Here is a 16835-nt window from a genome sequence, read left to right as displayed (position 1 = left end):
AGTTCGTCGCGGGTCGGGCCGTCGGGGATGGCGGGGCGCCAGCCTGCGGTGAAGATCTCCCTGGCATTTGGCTCCACCCGTCCAGGCTCGCCGGTAGCGCGTCCATTCGGGCGTAGGGCCCGACCGCGGTACGCACGGTGTCGTCAGCGGCGGCCGCTGCCACGATGAGGTCGGACGGCATTGTCGCGGAGTCGATGTCGCCGCCGTGCTGGTCCAACGCGCCGATCAGTGCCCGCGCCCGCGCCTGCGCGAGCGCCAGCGTCACGCCCCGGCCACGAGCGGCGTGGTGGTGCAGACCGCATCGCCCACCGAGATCATGCCGGGTGTTGCCGGTCGGCCCGCGGGGTCGAGTTGGCCGCGGTAGCCGTTGAACAGCTTGCCGCCGGGCAGCACAGGGGCGATCGGCCGGGCGCGGCGCGGTTCGGTTCCCGTGCTGGTCGACCGATTCGTGCGGATCCGCGGTTGGTCGGTGGGCAAATTCGAGAGCTGGCTGATCCGTACGTTGACCGGCCAGTTGCTCAATCCTTGAGGGCTATCCGACGGTTCGCGGCTGCTCGGTACGAGGGGTGTTCTCGTCCCGCACGTCAGCGGTCGACTCCTCCGCCTGCTGCGAACGCGGGTCCAGAGTGTCGGCACGTTCGCGCTGGGCATTCAGCTCCTCCCGCGAGGAATCAAGGTGCTCGCGGTGCCCGGCAGCGCGGTCCTGCAGGCGGGCGGCCTCGGCGGCCTTGACCTCGGCTTCGGCCTGGGCAGCGCGTGCCTTGGCCTCCGTCTCGGCGGCGATGGCCTCCCGCTTGTCCAGCCGTTCGCTCTGCTCGTGCACGTCTTCTCGGATGCGGTCGGCCTGCACGCGGTGGCGGCGGTGGTTGGCCGCACGAGCGACGAATGCGAGCAGGACGACGATCAGCACTGCGACGACGGCGATGATGACCCAGGTGGTGGTAGTCACGACGGCTCCTTCGGACGGTTGGGCACGTCAGCGGTATTGACGTACGTGCTTATTCCGCGGATGCCCACCCATGCTGGCCCTCAAACCGTCTCGCCGCTATTTGACGATCAGCGTGCCCTTCATGTTCGAGTGGTACTTGCAGTAGAACGGGTAATCGCCCGGTTGCGTCGGCGCCGTGAAGGTCTTCTGCCCATTGGCGTCGACCTCGGTGTCGAACTGCCCGGCGGTCTTCGACGTCACCGAATGCTCGACCCCGTCCTGGTTGGTGATGGCGACCTGAGCTCCGGGTGACACGGTGACCGGGTCCCCGAAGTTCATCCCGGAGATGGTGACGGTGGGTCCGCTGGCCGCGGGGGCCGCGCTATTGGTCGCCGGTGCGGCGCTCGTCGATCCGTAGCCGGTGGTGCCCGAACTGCCGCATCCTGCGACGACGAGGGCGATCACGCCCAGCGCGGCCACGGCCCCATGGAGTTTCGTCATCGCAGTCCCCGTTCGTAGATGGTCTGCGATGGACACGATGGCCGAGGCGATTCGGTTCAGTGAATCTCAGAAGTACCCGTTGGCGGGTGGCCACGTCCCGTTGACCACGTAGTTGCCGGTTGCGTGCGCCTTGTATGCCAGCGGGCTGTGGCTGGCCAGGGTTCGGGCGTTGCGCCAGTGCCTGTCGAGATTCAGCGCCCGCGCGGTCGCCGAGGCGCCCCCGGTGTTGAACACCCGTTGCGCCGGCCGACAGAGTCAGGCGTTCGGCCACCAGCTGGGCCTTGGCGATCCGCACCGCGAGGTCGGCGAGCGCCGCCGCGTCGTCCTGTCTGCCTGCGTCCACGAGATCGTCGACGCCGTCGGCCGCCCCGAGCACGAGGGCTTCGGCCGCCGACGCATCCGCGGCGATCTCCCCGACTGCCTCGAGCACGAACGGATCCCCCGCCGCGGTGCTGGCCAGCGAATGGGCCGCGGGCCGCGCCCGGTCGCGGACGTAGGCCACCGAGTCATCGGCGACGGCGTGCACGATGCCCGCCGCGACGGCGGCGAGGTAGAGCTGCAGGAACCCGGTGCCGTGACCCAGGTGCGCGCCGTCGGAGACAGTCGTCACCTCCGTCGGATCAACCGCCACGTCGGTGAACCGGGTGCCGCCGCTCGCGGTCATGCGCTGCCCGAAACCGTCCCAGTCGTCGAACAGTTCGACGCCGTCGCGGTCGGTCGGCACGATCGCCTGCAGGTCACGCCCCTCGGCGTCGATCGCCGACACCGCGATGACGTCGGCGAACAACGTTCCGGTGGAGTAGAACTTGTAGCCGTTCAGCCGCAGCACGCCGGCCGCATCCGCGAGCACGGTGGTGTCGGCACTCGACGGCGCCTTGCCGTTGGCGTCGGTGATCGCGTTGCCGAACACCACACCCGAGTCGACGAGCGGAAACCATTGCCGCCGTTCCGCTTCTCCTGCGCGGTTGCTCAGCAGTCGCTCGGCGAAGCCGAAGTGAGCGCGTAGCGCCTGTGCGACGTTGGAGCTGCCCCTGGCGATCTGGATGACGACGCCCAGCACCTCGCGGGCGCTGCCACCGGGGCCGCCGTAGCGGGTGGGTACCCGAAGGCCGAGCAGTCCGGCTCGTCGAAGTCGTCGCACCGCGTCGTACTGCAATTCGCGTATCCGTTCGGCCGCGGCGTCGGCGCCGCGCAGGTCCTCGACGATGTCGGGGAGCCGGGCAAGCCGTTCCGCCGTCGACCCGCCGAGGGGTTCCTCGGCGTACGGCGCGCGCGCCGCGACCGGCGTCGGGGTGGACGCGTTCACGACTGGGCCAGGTAGCGCTGCCGCTCCCAGTCGCTCACGTGCTGGCCGTACGCCGTCCACTCGCTGCGCGCGATCGCGGCGAAGTCGAGCACTGAATCGACGCCGAGGATCTCGGCGATGGTGTCGTCCCTGGTGGCGAGTGCGAGCGCCACGCCGAGCGATTCGGGCAGCGGAGTCCCGCTGCCGTAGAGGTTTCCGTCCTCGTGTTCGGGTGGCCGCAGGCCAGCCTCCAGTCCCGCGATGACGGCTGCCAGCGCCGAGGCGACCAGCCAGTACGGGTTGGCGTCGGATGCGCCGGTCCGTAGCTCGATGCGGTTGGCCTCCGGTGCTGCCTCGACCAGTGACCGGATCGCCGCGCTGCGGTTGTCCCGGCTCCATGTCACGGTGGCCGGGGCGAACGAGTCCGGGGTGAAGCGTCGGTAGGCGTTCACCGAGTGGGCGCCGAACAACGTGATCGACGGTAGGTGTTCGAGCAGTCCTGCGATCGCGTGCAGCGCGAGTTCGTTCTCGTCCCCTGCTTGCGAGCCGAACGCGGGCTCGCCGTCGCGCCACAGCGAGATGTGCAGGTGCGCCGAGCTTCCCGACTGATCCGAGAAGGGCTTCGGCATGAAGCTGGCGATCTTGCCGTGCCGACGTGCAACCTCCTTGGCCGCGTACTTCAGCCGGGCACTGTCGTCGGCCGCCTCGAGTGCGTCGGTATAGATCAGGTTCGTCTCGACCTGGCCGGGCCCGTACTCGGTCTGGATGCCCTCCAATCTGGTGAAGAGGCTGAGGGTTTCGTAGAGATCGGTGATCAGCGGGTCCAGAGCATTGGCGTTCTCCAGCGAGTACGCGTGAATGTCGTTCTGGAACGGAGACCCGTCCGGTTCGAGTAGATAGAACTCGAGTTCGACCCCGACCTTGGCGGAGAAGCCCAGCGCGGCAAGGCGGTCGAGCACGCGCCGTAGCACTGCTCGCGGGTCGAGCAGGGACGGGCTGCGGTCGTGTCGGACGATGTCGGAGATGACGTGGCCGACGCCGGGCCGCCATGGCAGGGCCCGGAACGTGGAGAGATCCGGGATGGCGAACACGTCGGGATAACCGCCGTCCCAGTTCGTCAGCCGCAGTGAGTCGATCACCGTCGCGTCGGAGTTCCAGCCAAGCGCGGCCTCACAGAACGCGAACCCACTGCCGCGGGCCCGGTCGAGGAAGGCGGTGGCGGGAATCCGTTTGCCTGCGGCGTGGCCGAACGGGTCGCTCCACGCCACCTCGATCTCGCGCAGGGAGCCGTCTTCGAGCCGGCGCAGCAGCTCGAGTTCGGCCGTCGAGTCGGCGGCGCGCTCGCTGATGGTCTGGGTCATGACCGTGCCGACGCTTCATCGGCGGTGTCGGGCACGCGGGAGCCGATCAAGATCCCGGCGGCCAGAGCGCCGACCAGCAGGCCGACGATGACCCAGGCGAGCACGCTGGAGCCACCGACGAGATCCTTGAGGTTCGCCAGGATCAGGATCAGGAAGGCCACCAGGCCGAGCAGTCCCAGGGCGGGCGCGATGCGGACCCGCCACAACGAGTGGCCCCGCCGGTCACGGCCGAAGTACACCAGCACCGCGACGCTGGTGGCGATCATCAGGACGACCACCCCGACCGTGGTGGCGCCGGCGAACCAGGTGTAGAACTGCGCCGCCGGATCGAGCTTGAACACGACGGCGAGGATCACGCTGACCGCGACGACGCCCGAAACCCATAACGACGCCTGGTGCGGTGATCCGTGCCGGTGGTGTGGGCGGCTGAGCACTTCCGGCAGCACCTTGCGCTGCGACAGCGCGAAGAGGTAGCGCGCCACCACGTTGTGGAACGCCAGGATGCAGGCGAACAGGCTGGTGAAGTAGAGCACCGTGATCACGTCGGCCCCGAACGTCCCGAGGTAGCGCTGCGCGGTATCGCCGAGGAAGGTCGAGCCGGAGTCGGTGGCCCGCTGGACCGCCTCGTCGTCGCCCCAGCCGGAGATGAACGCCCAGCTCGTCACCGCGTAGAACACGCCGATCAGGACGAGCGAGAGATAAGTGGCGCGGGGAATGGTCCGGTCCGGCGTGCGGGCTTCGTCGCGGAAGATGGCGGTGGCCTCGAACCCGACGTAGCTGATGATCGCGAAGAGCAGGCCGATGCCAAGGGACCCGGAGAAGATGGCGGATGGGTCGACGATGCCGCTGGACAGTCCGTGGTCGCCACCTCGGGCGACGATGACCAGATCCAGCACCGCGACGATCGCGATCTCGGCGGTCAGCAGGACGGCCAGCACCTTGCTGGACAACGCGATGTTCCGATAGCCCAGGTAGGTGGTGATCAGGAAGGCCACGCCTGCGATCAGCCACCACGGCAGGGTCGGACCACCGAACAGCTCGACCACGGCCACACCGGCCGGGCCGAGCAGTCCGTAGACACCCGCTTCGATGGCGACATACGTGACGATCGCGACGAACGCGATGCCGATGCCGGTCGGATTGCCAAGGGACTTGCGGACATAGGAGAAGAACGCGCCCGCGTCCTCGACGAAGGGCGTCATTGCGGTGAAGCCGACCGCGAAGAACAGCAGCACCACGGTCGCGACGACGAAGGTCGCCGGGAAGCCCGCACCGTTGCCCGACGCGATGCCCAGCGGCACCACGCCACCGATCACGCCGAGCGGCGCCGCGGCGGCCACCACCATGAAGACGATTGATGCGACGCCGAGGTTGCCGCGCAGGTGACGCACCGGCGGGGTGGACTCACCACCCAAAGACTCTGGTGCAGCAACTGTTTCGGACATGGTTGACCGCCCTTCCTGGGTGCCGACTGTCGGCTGTCCGCACCCTAGGGGCGATCACCGCTGTGTCACCACGTCTGAAGTCAGGGTGAGTTATAGGGCGTCACAATTGGACACAATCTCCGCGGGCGGCCGGGTTGCAATCGTGGCTGAGGTCAGTAGCCTCGGGCCGGTGCGATGCGGGTGGGGATGGTGAGCGCGACCAGCGCGGTGCGTGCAGTCGACACGTTGGGCCTGCGGCCGTTGCGGGTCGGCGCGACACCCGTTCCGCACGCGGAGATCCTCGACCACGCCCGGCCGGCGCTGGCCGCGCACGGCATCGACCTCCAGATCGAGATCTTCGAGAGCTTCGACGAGCCCAATGACCTGCTGGTCGCGAAACGGTTGCACGCCAACTTCTTTCAGTACCTGCCCTTCCTGCGCGACTTCAACCGTCGCACCGGCAGCCGGTTGACGCCGGTGGTGCCGGTACACATCGAGCCGTTCGGGCTGTACTCGGCGTGGTTCGCCGAACTCGACGCGCTGCCCGACTACGCCGAGGTGGTTCTGCCATCCGACCCGGTGAATGTCGACAGGTCCTTGACGATGCTGCACGACCTCGGCCTGATCGACTGTGCACCGGGGCCGCAGGAGCTGGCCACGGTCCGCGACGTGCGCGCCAACCCGCGTCATCTGGTGCTCAAGGAGCTGACCAGTTGGCTGCTCGGCGACGTCCGCGAGGACTTCGATGCGGTCTTCCTGTTCGGCAATCAGGCGACGGAGTTGGGCGTCGACATCGGCAGCGCGCTGTGCTGCGACCGGGGCAATCCGGCGTATGCGGAGTACCTAGTGGCCCGTCCGGACAACTGCCACGGCGCGGACATCCGTGCCCTCGCCGACGTGTTGCAGTGCGACGCCACGCGCGACTTCATTACGACGACGTACGCCGGACAGGCGGTGCCGGCCTTCTGATAATCCTCAGCGCGACCGAAAACCTCGACGCAGCGCGGACGGGCGGGCGACATTCGACGGATGTACCAAGCGGCGATGTGGCCGACGCCCGCCGACGAACCGATGCGGGTGGTGCTCGTCATCGACATGCCCGCGGCGGCTACCCACCTGTGCGGTCGCACCGCCGAGCTGGCCGACGAGTACGCGCACGTCATCGCGATGTCGGTACCGGGAGTGCGGCCGCGCAAGGCAGTGGTCGAAGGCCGGCGGTCGCGGTCGGTGCCGCCGCGTGACGGGCTGCTGATCGACCACGCCAAGCGGCACGTGCTCGTCGACGGCGTGCCGGTGCGGTTGGCCTACCGGGAGTTCGAGCTGCTCCGCTACCTGGCCGGGCGGCCCGGTTCAGCGGTGTCGCGCGCTGAGCTGGTGCGCGAGGTGTGGCGCGACGCTCCGGCTTCGGCTACGGCCGTCTCGATGCGCACGGTGGACACTCACGTCCGGCGGCTGCGCGTCAAACTCGGTCGCTACCAAGGGGTTCTGACGAGTGTGCGGGGTCACGGCTATCGCTTGGAGCCTCGTCCGGACGTGCGCGTCATCGAGTCGGCGCCGCGCCCGGCGTGACGATTACAGCGTTGCGGTGAGCGGGCCGGACGTCTGGCAGATGGACCGCGGCGGGTTGCCCGTCGACGCACATCCCCGGCCCGTCGCGGTGTAGGTGGCACCTGCCCGGTACGGCGCGTAGTACACCTGGGCCGTTCCTGGACCCTCGGTCGAGTCGCACAGCTCGGTCGATTGGCTGCCCTGCATCTGCACGCACGCGACGGACAGCGTGGGCTCGGCGGCGACCACGCACCCTGCCGGGTCGACCGTCGCGGTCACCATGTCGCGGCCCGAGACCTGCACGACGTGCGGCGGGGACAGCGTGAACGCGCACGGTGGAGCACCCGCCTCGGCGTTGGCCGAGACGACGCCGGGCATCCACGCCACGCCGAGCACGGTGACGGCGGCGGCAATCAGGACGCGTCGAACCATCCACGGATGGTATGTCACCTCAGTACCCGCTCGTCGACGATGAACAGGACCAGCGGCTTGCTTCTCGACGAGGCCGTCGTATCCGGATTCGACGAACCGCATCAGGTTCCCGGTGGTAGCCACGGGCAGGTAGGCCAGGTCGCCGAGTTGCGGAACACGCCCATCTGGACGGCGGCGAGGAACGCGATCGGCACCGTGACGTAGCTGTGCGCCACGGTCACCGGAACGAAGCCGATCACCACCAGGGCGACCACCTGCACGACCATGGTCCAGCGCAGCGGGTGAGTCACGACCCGCTCGACGCGGCCGGACTTGATGTGCGAGGCGAGCGCGACGCCCGCGATGAACGCCAGAATGGGCCAGACGTGGGCCATCGCCGCCGCCAGTTCGCGCGCGGACAGGTCGATGGCGAAGAGGATGACGTTGCCGGTCTGGACGTTGGCGAACACTCCGCCGCGGACGAAGAACGTGTGCGCGTCCATGAACCCGTTGGTCAGCGTGAGCAGCAGCGCAAACCACAGCGTCCTGACCCGTTCGGTGTCGTGGGGGCCGATCGGCGCATCCCGTATTTGGACAACCTGTCGGCGTCGTCGGCCCTACAGCGCTCCCAACGCGCTGAGCATGCCCGCGGCCGACCTGGGCCACGGGAACTCCTCGGCGCGACGGCGCGCGCTGTTCCTGCGCAGGCGTTCCGGCCTTCCGATGATCGACGTCACGGCGTGCGCGATGGCCTGTGGGTCGTTGTCGGCCGCGGCTCCGCTGTCGCTGGTGAGGATCTCGGCCAGTGCCGACGTGTTCGACACGACGGCGGGGGTACCGCAGGCCAATGCCTCGAGCGCGGCCAGCCCGAAGGTCTCGTGCGGTCCTGGTGCCAGGGCGACGTCAGCGGACGCCAGGATTCCCGCGACGGTGTCGCGGCATCCGACGTATCCGGTGAAGTGGACCGGCAGGCGTGCGGACTGCCGCTCCAGCCGGGCCCGCAACGGTCCCTCGCCGACGATCACCAGGCGCGCGTCCATCCCGGAATCACGAAGCGCGGCAACGGTATCGATGCTGCGATGGGCATGCTTCTCGACCGACAGTCTGCCGCAGTGCACCAGCAAGGTCTGTCCAGGGTGTGCCCACTGCCGTCGCACCTGCTCGCAGCGGTGCCGCGGATGGAACTGTTCGAGGTCGACGCCCAGCGGGACGGTGACCGCGTTGGCCGCGTCGATGCGGTCGAACTCCTCGCGGGCGAACGCCGTGGTGCACACCACCGCGTCGTAGTTGGCGGCGGTTCGGCGGTTCGCCACGTCGGCGGCGGCACGCGCCAGGCGGCGCGGAAGCAGTTGTCCCAGCAGGCGATCGAGCCGCTCGTGAGAGATCATCACGGTGGCCACGTCGCGCCGGCGGCCCCACGGGCCCAGCGACCGGAGGGTGAGCCGGTCGGACACCTCCAGTGCGTCGGGTTCCAGCCGCTCGAGCAGTGCGGTGACCCGACCAGGAAGCACCGCCCGGTATCCACCGGTGAACGGAATCAGTCTGGCGGGTAACGAGATTCGCCTGACGCCGGACGGCAGGCGTTGAGCTTCTGCCCTTGCGCCGGGCACCAAGAGGTACACCTCGTGTCCGGCGGCGCAGTACTCCGCCCCGAGGCGGTCCACCGCGGTCCGCAGTCCTCCGGAGCGCGGGCCGTAGAAGTTCGCAACCTGAACAACCCGCATACCTGCATCAGAGCGGGGGCGCATGTGCGGTCACGAACGGTGGGTGAACGGTCACCTGAACGGGTGGTGAATACCGGCCACCGCCGGTATCGGGCACGTGCGGGTGACGGTCAGCCGACGTACTTGGCGAGCCAGTCCCCCACCCGCTGCCAGGCGTCGGCGGCGGCCGTCGGGGCGTAGCGCTCCCCGGTGTCGTTGAAGAAGGCGTGATCGGCATCGGGCTCGACGACCAGTTCGTTGACCAACCCGGCCTTGTCGAGTGCCTGCTGCGCGGCGTCCTTGGTGCCGGTGACGCGGGCGTCCTTGGCGCCGTAGAACCCGAGCACTGCCACGCCCTTGGAGCCGCCGAAGTCGGCGCCGTCCGGCAGCGGGCCATAGAACGGGACGGCGGCCGCCAGTTGCGGCTCACCCGCGGCCAGCAGCTGCCATAACAGGCCGCCGCCCATGCAGAACCCGACCGCGGCGACCTTCACGCCTGGCGCACGGCGCTGCAACTCCCCGACCCCGGACTTGAGGTTGGCGACGAACTCGGCAGGCGGGATCTTGCTGAGCGCGGCGGTGGCCTGCGCCGGGTCGGTGAACGTGGCGGTGCCGCCCTGGGCCGAGAGCAGATCGATGGCCAGACCCGAGTAGCCGATGCCCGCGAACCGGCCCGCGACCGAACGCACCCAGTCGTTGAGCCCCTTGTTCTCGTGGATGACCAGCACCGCGCCCTTCGGGCTCTGCGCGGGCGCCCAGGCACCCTGCAGTTCACCCTGCGGACCGGCCCAGGTGATGGGCTCGGTGGCCACCGTGTTCTCCGACCCCGGTGGCGGCGCACTCTCGGTGGCGCCGCCGGTGGAGGTGACCGGTGCGTTCGCGGTGGGTTGCTTGTTCTCCCCGCACGCCGCGATCAGCGCGGTCGCCGCCGTGGCGCCGACGCCGATCAATGCCAGCCGGCGCAACGCTTCCCGTCTGGACAGCAACCCGTCCACGTGGTCGGTGGCGATCTCCTCGGCGATGTAGCGCTGCAGTGGGGTCACGTCAGCGAGTATGCCCTCGTCTGCTGAAGTGCAGTTGGCGATGGGCCGTACGGCTGATACTGATCCCCATGACCAGGCCACCCGACCACAATGCCCTCGACGGCCGCGTCGCCGTCGTGGCCGGTGCCACCCGCGGCGCCGGGCGCGGCATCGCGGCGGCGCTGGGCGAAGTGGGGGCGACCGTCGTCTGCACCGGCCGCAGCAGCACGTCGGGCAACCTGACGTCGGACTACGACCGGCCGGAGACCATCGAGGAGACGGCCGAACTCGTCACGGCTCTCGGCGGAGTGGGCATCCCCATCGCCGTCGACCACCTCGACCCCGCTCAGGTGCGGGATCTGGCCGACCGGCTGCGCCGGGAGCACGGCCGCATCGACATCCTGGTGAACAACATCTGGGGTGCCGAAATCCTCAAGGGCCCGCCGTCGACGTGGAACCGACCGATGTGGGAACTCGATCTCGATGCCGGTCTCCGGACGGTGCGACTCGGGGTCGAAACCCACCTGATCACGTCGCACTGTCTTCTCCCGCTGCTCGTCACGCTGCCTGGCGGGCTGTTGGTCGAGGTGACGGACGGAACGGCCGAGTTCAACGCCCAGAACTACCGGATCTCGGTCTTCTACGACCTGGCCAAGGTGGCGGTGAACCGGATCGCCTTCAGCCAGGGGCACGACCTGGCTCCATTCGGCGCGACCGCCGTTGCGGTGACGCCGGGCTGGTTGCGCTCGGAGATGATGCTCGACAACTACCGGGTGACCGAGTCGGACTGGCAGTCGGCGATGGAGCCCCGGGCCGAGGGCTACCCCACCGCGCCGGCCGCCTTCACGCAATCGGAGAGCCCACGCTTCGTCGGCCGCGGGGTCGCGGCCATCGCGTCGGACCCGGACCGGGCGCGCTGGAATCAGCGCTCGGCGAGTTCGGCACAGCTCGCCCGCGAATACGGATTCACCGACGTCGACGGACGTCAGCCCGACGCCTGGGCCGAACAGTAGACATTTTTCAAAATGTGTTCACGATTTCGTTGACACCGTCCGCGGCGCGCTGTTCCATGGCTAAGTGACCTACGACACGATCATTCGCAACGGCCGCTGGTTCGACGGCACCGGCGCCCCGTCAGCGGTGCGCACCCTCGGCATTCGCGGTGGCCACGTCGTGGCGATCTCCGCCGATCAGCTCGATGACACCGGTTGCCCACGGGTGATCGACGCCACCGGGAAGTGGGTGCTGCCCGGCATGCTCGACATCCACACCCACTACGACGTCGAGGTGCTCGACGGGCCTGCGCTGGCCGAGTCGCTGCGGCACGGCGTGACCACGGTGATGCTCGGTTCGTGCTCACTGTCGACCATCCACGTCGGCGGCGAGGACGCCGGCGACCTGTTCGGTCGCGTCGAGGCGATCCCCCGCGAGCACGTCATCGGCGCGGTGGACCGACACAAGACCTGGACCACCTGCGACGAGTACGTCGACGCACTCGAGGCGCGTCCACTCGGCCCCAACGTGGCGGCGTTCATCGGGCACTCCGACATGCGCACCGCAGTCATGGGTCTGGAGCGGGCAACCAGCAAGTCGGTCACGCCGTCCAAGGGCGAACAGGCCGAGATGGAACGGATGCTCGCCGAGGCGCTGCGGGCCGGCTTCGTCGGAATGTCGTCCCAGCAGCTGCTCTTCGACAAACTCGACGGCGATACCTGCCGGTCGCGCACGCTGCCGTCGACCTACGCCAAGGCCCGCGAGCTGCGCCGGTTGAAGTCGCTGCTGCGCCGGGCGGGACGTGTCCTGCAGTCGGGCCCCGACATCCAGAACCCGCTGAACCTCGGTTCGCAGGTGGCGCAGTCGCTGGGCATCCTCCGCAATCCGCTCAAGACCAGCCTGCTGTCGGCCGCCGACGTCAAGGCCAACCCATACGCGATCCTGTTGATGGGTCCGGTGGCGAAGTTCGTCAACCGGCTCGGCGGCAACTTCCGCTGGCAGCACCTGCCGGTGCCGTTCGAGGTCTACGCCGACGGCATCGACCTGGTGATCTTCGAGGAGTTCGGGGCTGGCGCGGCGGCGCTGCACCTGCGCGACGAAGTGGAACTCAACGAACTGATGCGCGACGAGGACTACCGGCGCCGGTTCCGCAAGGAGTACGAGAGCAAGTTCGGGGTCAGGGTCTGGCACCGCGACTTCTTCGACGCCGACATCGTTGCCTGCCCCGACGAGTCGGTGATCGGCATGTCGTTCGGCGAGGTCGGTCTGGAACGTGGCGACCTGCACCCGGTCGACGCGTTCCTCGACCTGGTGCTCGAACACGGCAAGTCGCTGCGCTGGCGCACCACGATCTCCAACCACCGGCCCGAGGTGCTCAAGAAGCTGGCGCGCGAACCCGGCATTCAGATGGGCTTCTCCGATGCCGGTGCGCACCTGCGGAACATGGCGTTCTACAACATGGGGCTGCGCCTGCTCCGGCACGTCCACGACGCCGCGGAGGCGGGTCGGGAGTTCATGACGGTCGAACAGGCGGTGCACCGGCTGACCGGCGAGCTCGCCGACTGGTACCGGCTCGACGCCGGGCACCTGCGGATCGGGGACCGCGCCGACGTGGCGATCATCGACCCCGCCCACCTCGACGCCTCACTGGACGCCTACGCCGAGGAAACCGTCGAGCACTACGACGGCCTGCCGCGGATGGTGAACCGCAACGACGCCACCGTCACCGCGGTGCTGGTCGGCGGCCGCACCGTCTTCGCCAACGGTGAGGCAACGGATCTGGTTGGACGGCAGCGCACCGGGCGCTTCCTGCGGGCGTCGCACAAGTCCCCCGCGCTCCCCACTGAGAAAGGTGAATTGACAAGTGTCGGTTGATGATACGGTCCTCGAGCTGTGGAAGGCGCTGTCCGCCCGGGATTGGGACGGGGTGAAGGCGAGCGTGTCCGATGACTGCATCTACACCGACATGCCCGTGGGGCCCGCGCTCGCCGCGCGGGGTCCCGAGGACATCGTCAAGCGGCTGAAGATCGGGCTGGAGCCGTTGGCCTCCTACGAGAATCACGACGGCTTGATGGTCAGTGACGGCCCGAACGTCATGTACGAGCACTCCGAGACGTGGGTCTGGCCGACCGGCGAGACGGCGGTGCTGCGATTCGTCACGGTGCACCGCGTCGAGAACGGCAAGGTCACCGCCTGGAAGGACTACTGGGACATGAGCGGCCTGACGGCCACGGCGCCGCCGAGCTGGCTGGAGGGGCTCATGGCAGCGGACACGTCGTGGATCTTCGATGCGACCGGGTTGATCTGAGACGGCTGCAGCGGATTTCGGGGCGAGCGGAGCGACGGGGAATGTATTTTCGGGGCGAGCGGAGCGACGGGGAATGTATTACAGCGTGATCTTGCAGCTCTGGCCGATGTCCAACGTGCGCAGCATCCGGCCCATGCCCAGCCACATGGCACAGGACAACGCCAGATCGGTGAGCAACTCGGCGTCGAACTGATCGTTGCAGCGGTCCCAGAAATCCTCGTCGTCACGCAGGCCGGTGTGGTCGGCGGCGAAGCGCGCCGCGAACTCCGCCGCGACGCGTTCCTGCGGGCTGTAGCCGGGCCAGGTGCGCCACTCGGTGGCGTGGTCGTAGAGGTCCTCGTCGACGCCGGCCGCGATGCCGTCCGCGTCGCGGGTGTTCTGGCACACCACGCACTCGTTGTCGAGCGCGATCACCATGCGCGCCAGCTCGCGAACTCGCATCGGCAATCTGTTCTTGTTGTAGACCGCATGGGTGTATCCGGCCATCGCGGTGCCAATGTCGGGCGATTTGATGATCCATCCGGCGACGTCGTCGTCGGCGAACTCTCCAATTCGGCTCATGTCCGGATCGTACGCCGGAAACGGCAATTCTGGAACACGTTCTAGTTTTGGGTCACCCCGAGGCGCCGACCAAGGCGCGGTCGTCGTCCCAGCCCCGTTGCACCAGCATCCGGTGGGCGATGCGCTCGAGTGCGGCCTCGACCTGCTCGCGGTCGGGACGTCCCTCGAACGCCGGTGAGCCGGCCAGCTTGTCGACGATCTTGGCGGCGATCGCCGACGACGCCGCGTCGACCTCCTTGACGCCGGCCTGGGTGAGCCACAACCGCCCTTCTTGCCCGGCCTGCCCGTCCTGGCCGCCGGAACGGAGCACGTAATCCCGATCCACCAGGTTGTCGAACGTCGGCTCCAACAGCTCGAACGGCACTCGGAGACGCTTGCCGATCTCGGTCAGGGTGGCCGAACCGAACACCTGGTTCTGCCGATAGATCTGCACCAGCGCCCACAGATTGACGACGTCGAGATCGCACCCCGGCCGGTTGGCGAGGCTGCGCAATCGGACGTCCGGGGAGTCGCGGAACATCCGTCCCACCGCGACCTCGAGGATCTGATCGGGTGACTCGGTGCTGGGCATCCCGAAGCCCTCGCCGAGATCGGTGGCCGACACCGCGTCCATCTCCCTCAGCGGCACCTCCTTGAGGAAGAGCGCGACGACGAAGCCGACCACGGCGATCGGGACGGCGCACAGGAAAACCGTGCCGAGTGAGTCCGCGTAGGCATCGACGATGGGCGCCGCCATCGCCGGTGATAGCTCGTGCAACGCCTGAGGCGATTGCGCTGCGCGGGCGGGCGCTCCGCTCGCCAGCATCGCGGGACCGAGACGGTCGGACAGGAAGTTGGCGAACAACGATCCGAAGATGGCTGCGCCGAAGGCACTTCCGATGGTCCGGAAGAACGTCACGCCTGAGGTGGCCACCCCCAGGTCGGTGAAGCTCATCGTGTTCTGCACCGTCAAGATCAGCGTCTGCATGCACATGCCGATGCCGGTTCCGAGTACGAACAGGAACACCGACTGCTGCCAGGTGGGGGTGGCGGCGTCCATCTGCGACAGCAGCAGGAAACCGACTGCCATGACCGCGGTGCCGACCACCGGGAAGATCTTGTAGCGCCCCGTGCGGCCGACGATCACGCCGCTTCCCATCGAGGTGATGAGCAGGCCCGCCACCATCGGCAGGGTGCGAAATCCGGATTCCGTCGCCGACACGCCGTCGACGAACTGCATGAAGGTGGGCAGGAAGGTCAGCGCACCGAGCATGGCGAAGCCGACGATGAACGCGAGGATGCAGCAGACCGTGAACACCGGGCTGGCGAACAGCCGCATGGGCAGAATCGGCTCGGTCGTCCGGGTTTCCACCCAGACGAACAGGGCCAGTGCCGCGGCGGATCCCACGAACAGGCTGACGATCATCGGCGAGGCCCAGGCGTACTCGCCTCCACCCCAGCTGGTCGCGAGCACGAGGCCGGACGCGCCGAGGCCGACGAGCAGAATGCCCATGTAGTCGATTCTGGGTTTGGTGCTCCTGGCCAGTGCGGGGATGGCAGTGGCACCGACGGCCAGGACGACGAGCGCGACGGGCACGTTGATCCAGAACGCCCACCGCCAAGTCAGGTGGTCGGTGAAGAAGCCGCCCAGTAGCGGTCCGATCACGGTGGTCACGCCGAACACGGCGCCAAGCGCGCCCTGGTACCGGCCGCGTTCGCGCAACGGGATCACCTCGCCGATCACCGCCATTGCGGTCACCATGATGGCGCCGCCGCCGATGCCCTGCAGCGCCCGCGCGGCGACCAGCATCGTCATCGAGGTCGCGAGGCCGCATAGCACCGATCCGGCCAGAAAGAACAGCACCGAGGCCTGGAACACGACTTTGCGGCCGAACATGTCGCCGAGTTTGCCGACCACGGCGGTGACGATCGTGGATGCGAGCAGGTAGCTGGTCACTACCCAGGACTGGTGGCCCGCGCCACCGAGGTCGGATACCACCGTCGGAAGCGCGGTGGCCACGATGGTCTGATCGAGTGCCGCGAGCAGCATGCCGAGCAGCACCGCGACGAAGATCAGGTTGCGTCGCTGGGGAGTGATCAGCGCGCTCGCAGACTCGGGATCCGCGGTGGCTTGCGCCGTTGAACTGGTCATACCTACCTCTCGTCATAGCCGGGCGTACCCAATCGCCACAGACCATATCGTTAGATAGGCTATAAATATTACGGGTCGACGGACGTGGTGCTCGTCACCCGCGTCCCGTCCGGGTGGCCGGCGTGCCTACTTCGGTGGGCGCGATACGCACTGCGCGGAGTACAGCTCCACGCCCAGCTTTTCCATCAGCTCCAGCTGGGTCTCGAGGTAGTCGACGTGCTTCTCCTCATCGGCGATGATCATCTCGAAGAGGTTCGCGGTGGTGCTGTCCTGCTTCTCGCGGCAGAACACGATCGCGGGCTTGAGCCGCGTCAGCACCTCGTATTCGATCGCGAGATCGGCCTCGAATTGCTCACGCAGTGTTTGTCCGACGCGCAGTGAGAATAGTCGCTGGTAATTCGGCAGACCGTCCAGGATGAGAATGCGGTCGGTGATCGCCTCGGCATGTCGCATTTCGTCGAACGACTCGGCGCGGGTGTGACTGGCCAACTCGGTAAATCCCCAATTATCCTGCATCTTCGAATGCAGAAAGTACTTGTTGATGGCCGTGAGTTCGCTCGTCAATTGCTCGTTGAGCAGCTTGAGAACGTCGGGATCGCCTTGCATCTTCGCTCCTATAACACTGCGCGGGCTGGTCGAGTGTCCTGGCTGTGGAACGA

18 protein-coding genes are annotated in these 16835 nt (G+C 68.0%); 5 read left to right on the top strand and 13 right to left on the bottom strand.

The genetic code is table 11. The features are described 5' to 3' along the window. Nucleotides 1–261: 261 nt before the first annotated feature. The 6 genes from QOC69_RS15550 to QOC69_RS15525 all read right to left on the bottom strand — a co-directional run bounded on the left by QOC69_RS15550 (nt 262) and on the right by QOC69_RS15525 (nt 5520). Nucleotides 262–522 (bottom strand): hypothetical protein, encoded by a 261-nt coding sequence (locus QOC69_RS15550; RefSeq protein WP_526441035.1) that lies wholly within the window; start codon nt 520–522, stop codon nt 262–264. Between the two features lie 10 nt (nt 523–532). Then, a complete protein-coding gene (locus QOC69_RS15545) occupies nt 533–949 on the bottom strand; it encodes a hypothetical protein (protein WP_526441033.1) in 417 nt (138 codons plus the stop codon). A 96-nt stretch (nt 950–1045) separates the two neighbouring features. Further along, nucleotides 1046–1267 (bottom strand): cupredoxin domain-containing protein, encoded by a 222-nt coding sequence (locus tag QOC69_RS15540; RefSeq protein ID WP_526441031.1) that lies wholly within the window; start codon nt 1265–1267, stop codon nt 1046–1048. 43 nt (nt 1268–1310) lie between these two features. Further along, complete coding sequence (locus tag QOC69_RS15535; protein WP_526441029.1) at nt 1311–2735, bottom strand: acyl-CoA dehydrogenase family protein; 1425 nt, start codon at nt 2733–2735, stop codon at nt 1311–1313. Continuing rightward, the gene (locus QOC69_RS15530; RefSeq protein ID WP_526441027.1) at nt 2732–4075 is read right to left on the bottom strand and encodes a glutamine synthetase family protein; all 1344 of its coding nucleotides are present in this window, start codon (nt 4073–4075) and stop codon (nt 2732–2734) included. The genes QOC69_RS15535 and QOC69_RS15530 overlap by 4 nt, the downstream gene beginning before the upstream one ends. Next, a complete protein-coding gene (locus tag QOC69_RS15525) occupies nt 4072–5520 on the bottom strand; it encodes an amino acid permease (protein WP_526441025.1) in 1449 nt (482 codons plus the stop codon). Before QOC69_RS15525 ends, QOC69_RS15530 begins: the two co-directional genes overlap by 4 nt. A 186-nt stretch (nt 5521–5706) precedes the next feature. Between QOC69_RS15525 and QOC69_RS15520 the strand changes: the two genes are divergently transcribed. Both QOC69_RS15520 and QOC69_RS15515 read left to right on the top strand, forming a co-directional pair. Beyond that, entirely contained in the window at nt 5707–6468 is a 762-nt protein-coding gene (locus QOC69_RS15520; protein ID WP_526441023.1) for a MetQ/NlpA family ABC transporter substrate-binding protein, read from the top strand. A 75-nt stretch (nt 6469–6543) separates the two neighbouring features. Continuing rightward, nucleotides 6544–7068: a winged helix-turn-helix domain-containing protein gene (locus tag QOC69_RS15515; RefSeq protein WP_526441020.1), complete on the top strand. Its 525-nt coding sequence runs from the start codon at nt 6544–6546 to the stop codon at nt 7066–7068. 3 nt (nt 7069–7071) lie between these two features. Here QOC69_RS15515 and QOC69_RS15510 read toward each other — a convergent pair whose 3' ends face one another. The 4 genes from QOC69_RS15510 to QOC69_RS15495 all read right to left on the bottom strand — a co-directional run bounded on the left by QOC69_RS15510 (nt 7072) and on the right by QOC69_RS15495 (nt 10204). Beyond that, the gene (locus tag QOC69_RS15510) at nt 7072–7479 is read right to left on the bottom strand and encodes a hypothetical protein (protein WP_526441018.1); all 408 of its coding nucleotides are present in this window, start codon (nt 7477–7479) and stop codon (nt 7072–7074) included. 101 nt (nt 7480–7580) lie between these two features. Next, entirely contained in the window at nt 7581–7961 is a 381-nt protein-coding gene (locus QOC69_RS15505) for a DUF1275 family protein (protein ID WP_526441016.1), read from the bottom strand. A 114-nt stretch (nt 7962–8075) separates the two neighbouring features. Continuing rightward, entirely contained in the window at nt 8076–9182 is a 1107-nt protein-coding gene (locus QOC69_RS15500; protein WP_526441013.1) for a glycosyltransferase, read from the bottom strand. 110 nt (nt 9183–9292) lie between these two features. Continuing rightward, nucleotides 9293–10204, bottom strand: a complete 912-nt coding sequence (locus tag QOC69_RS15495) for a dienelactone hydrolase family protein (protein ID WP_526441011.1) — start codon at nt 10202–10204, stop codon at nt 9293–9295. A 68-nt stretch (nt 10205–10272) separates the two neighbouring features. Between QOC69_RS15495 and QOC69_RS15490 the strand changes: the two genes are divergently transcribed. The 3 genes from QOC69_RS15490 (at nt 10273) to QOC69_RS15480 (ending at nt 13484) form a co-directional block, all read left to right on the top strand. After that, a complete protein-coding gene (locus tag QOC69_RS15490) occupies nt 10273–11196 on the top strand; it encodes an SDR family oxidoreductase (protein WP_526441009.1) in 924 nt (307 codons plus the stop codon). A gap of 64 nt (nt 11197–11260) precedes the next feature. Continuing rightward, complete coding sequence (locus QOC69_RS15485) at nt 11261–13051, top strand: N-acyl-D-amino-acid deacylase family protein (protein ID WP_526441007.1); 1791 nt, start codon at nt 11261–11263, stop codon at nt 13049–13051. After that, nucleotides 13041–13484, top strand: a complete 444-nt coding sequence (locus tag QOC69_RS15480; RefSeq protein WP_526441005.1) for a nuclear transport factor 2 family protein — start codon at nt 13041–13043, stop codon at nt 13482–13484. Before QOC69_RS15485 ends, QOC69_RS15480 begins: the two co-directional genes overlap by 11 nt. A gap of 78 nt (nt 13485–13562) precedes the next feature. Here the strand turns inward: QOC69_RS15480 and QOC69_RS15475 are convergent, their stop codons facing one another. The 3 genes from QOC69_RS15475 to bfr form a co-directional block, all read right to left on the bottom strand. After that, on the bottom strand, nt 13563–14045 hold the full coding sequence (locus tag QOC69_RS15475; protein ID WP_526441003.1) for a carboxymuconolactone decarboxylase family protein: 483 nt from the start codon (nt 14043–14045) through the stop codon (nt 13563–13565). 52 nt (nt 14046–14097) lie between these two features. Beyond that, on the bottom strand, nt 14098–16176 hold the full coding sequence (locus tag QOC69_RS15470) for an MDR family MFS transporter (protein ID WP_526441001.1): 2079 nt from the start codon (nt 16174–16176) through the stop codon (nt 14098–14100). Nucleotides 16177–16302: 126 nt separating this feature from the next. After that, on the bottom strand, nt 16303–16782 hold the full coding sequence (bfr, locus tag QOC69_RS15465; protein WP_526440998.1) for a bacterioferritin: 480 nt from the start codon (nt 16780–16782) through the stop codon (nt 16303–16305). Nucleotides 16783–16835: the final 53 nt, after the last annotated feature.

The organism is Mycobacterium sp., assembly GCF_032162105.1.
Classification (GTDB): Bacteria; Actinomycetota; Actinomycetes; order Mycobacteriales; family Mycobacteriaceae; genus Mycobacterium.
Note: the sequence above shows the minus strand (reverse complement) of the source record. Positions and strands in the feature narration are given on the sequence as shown.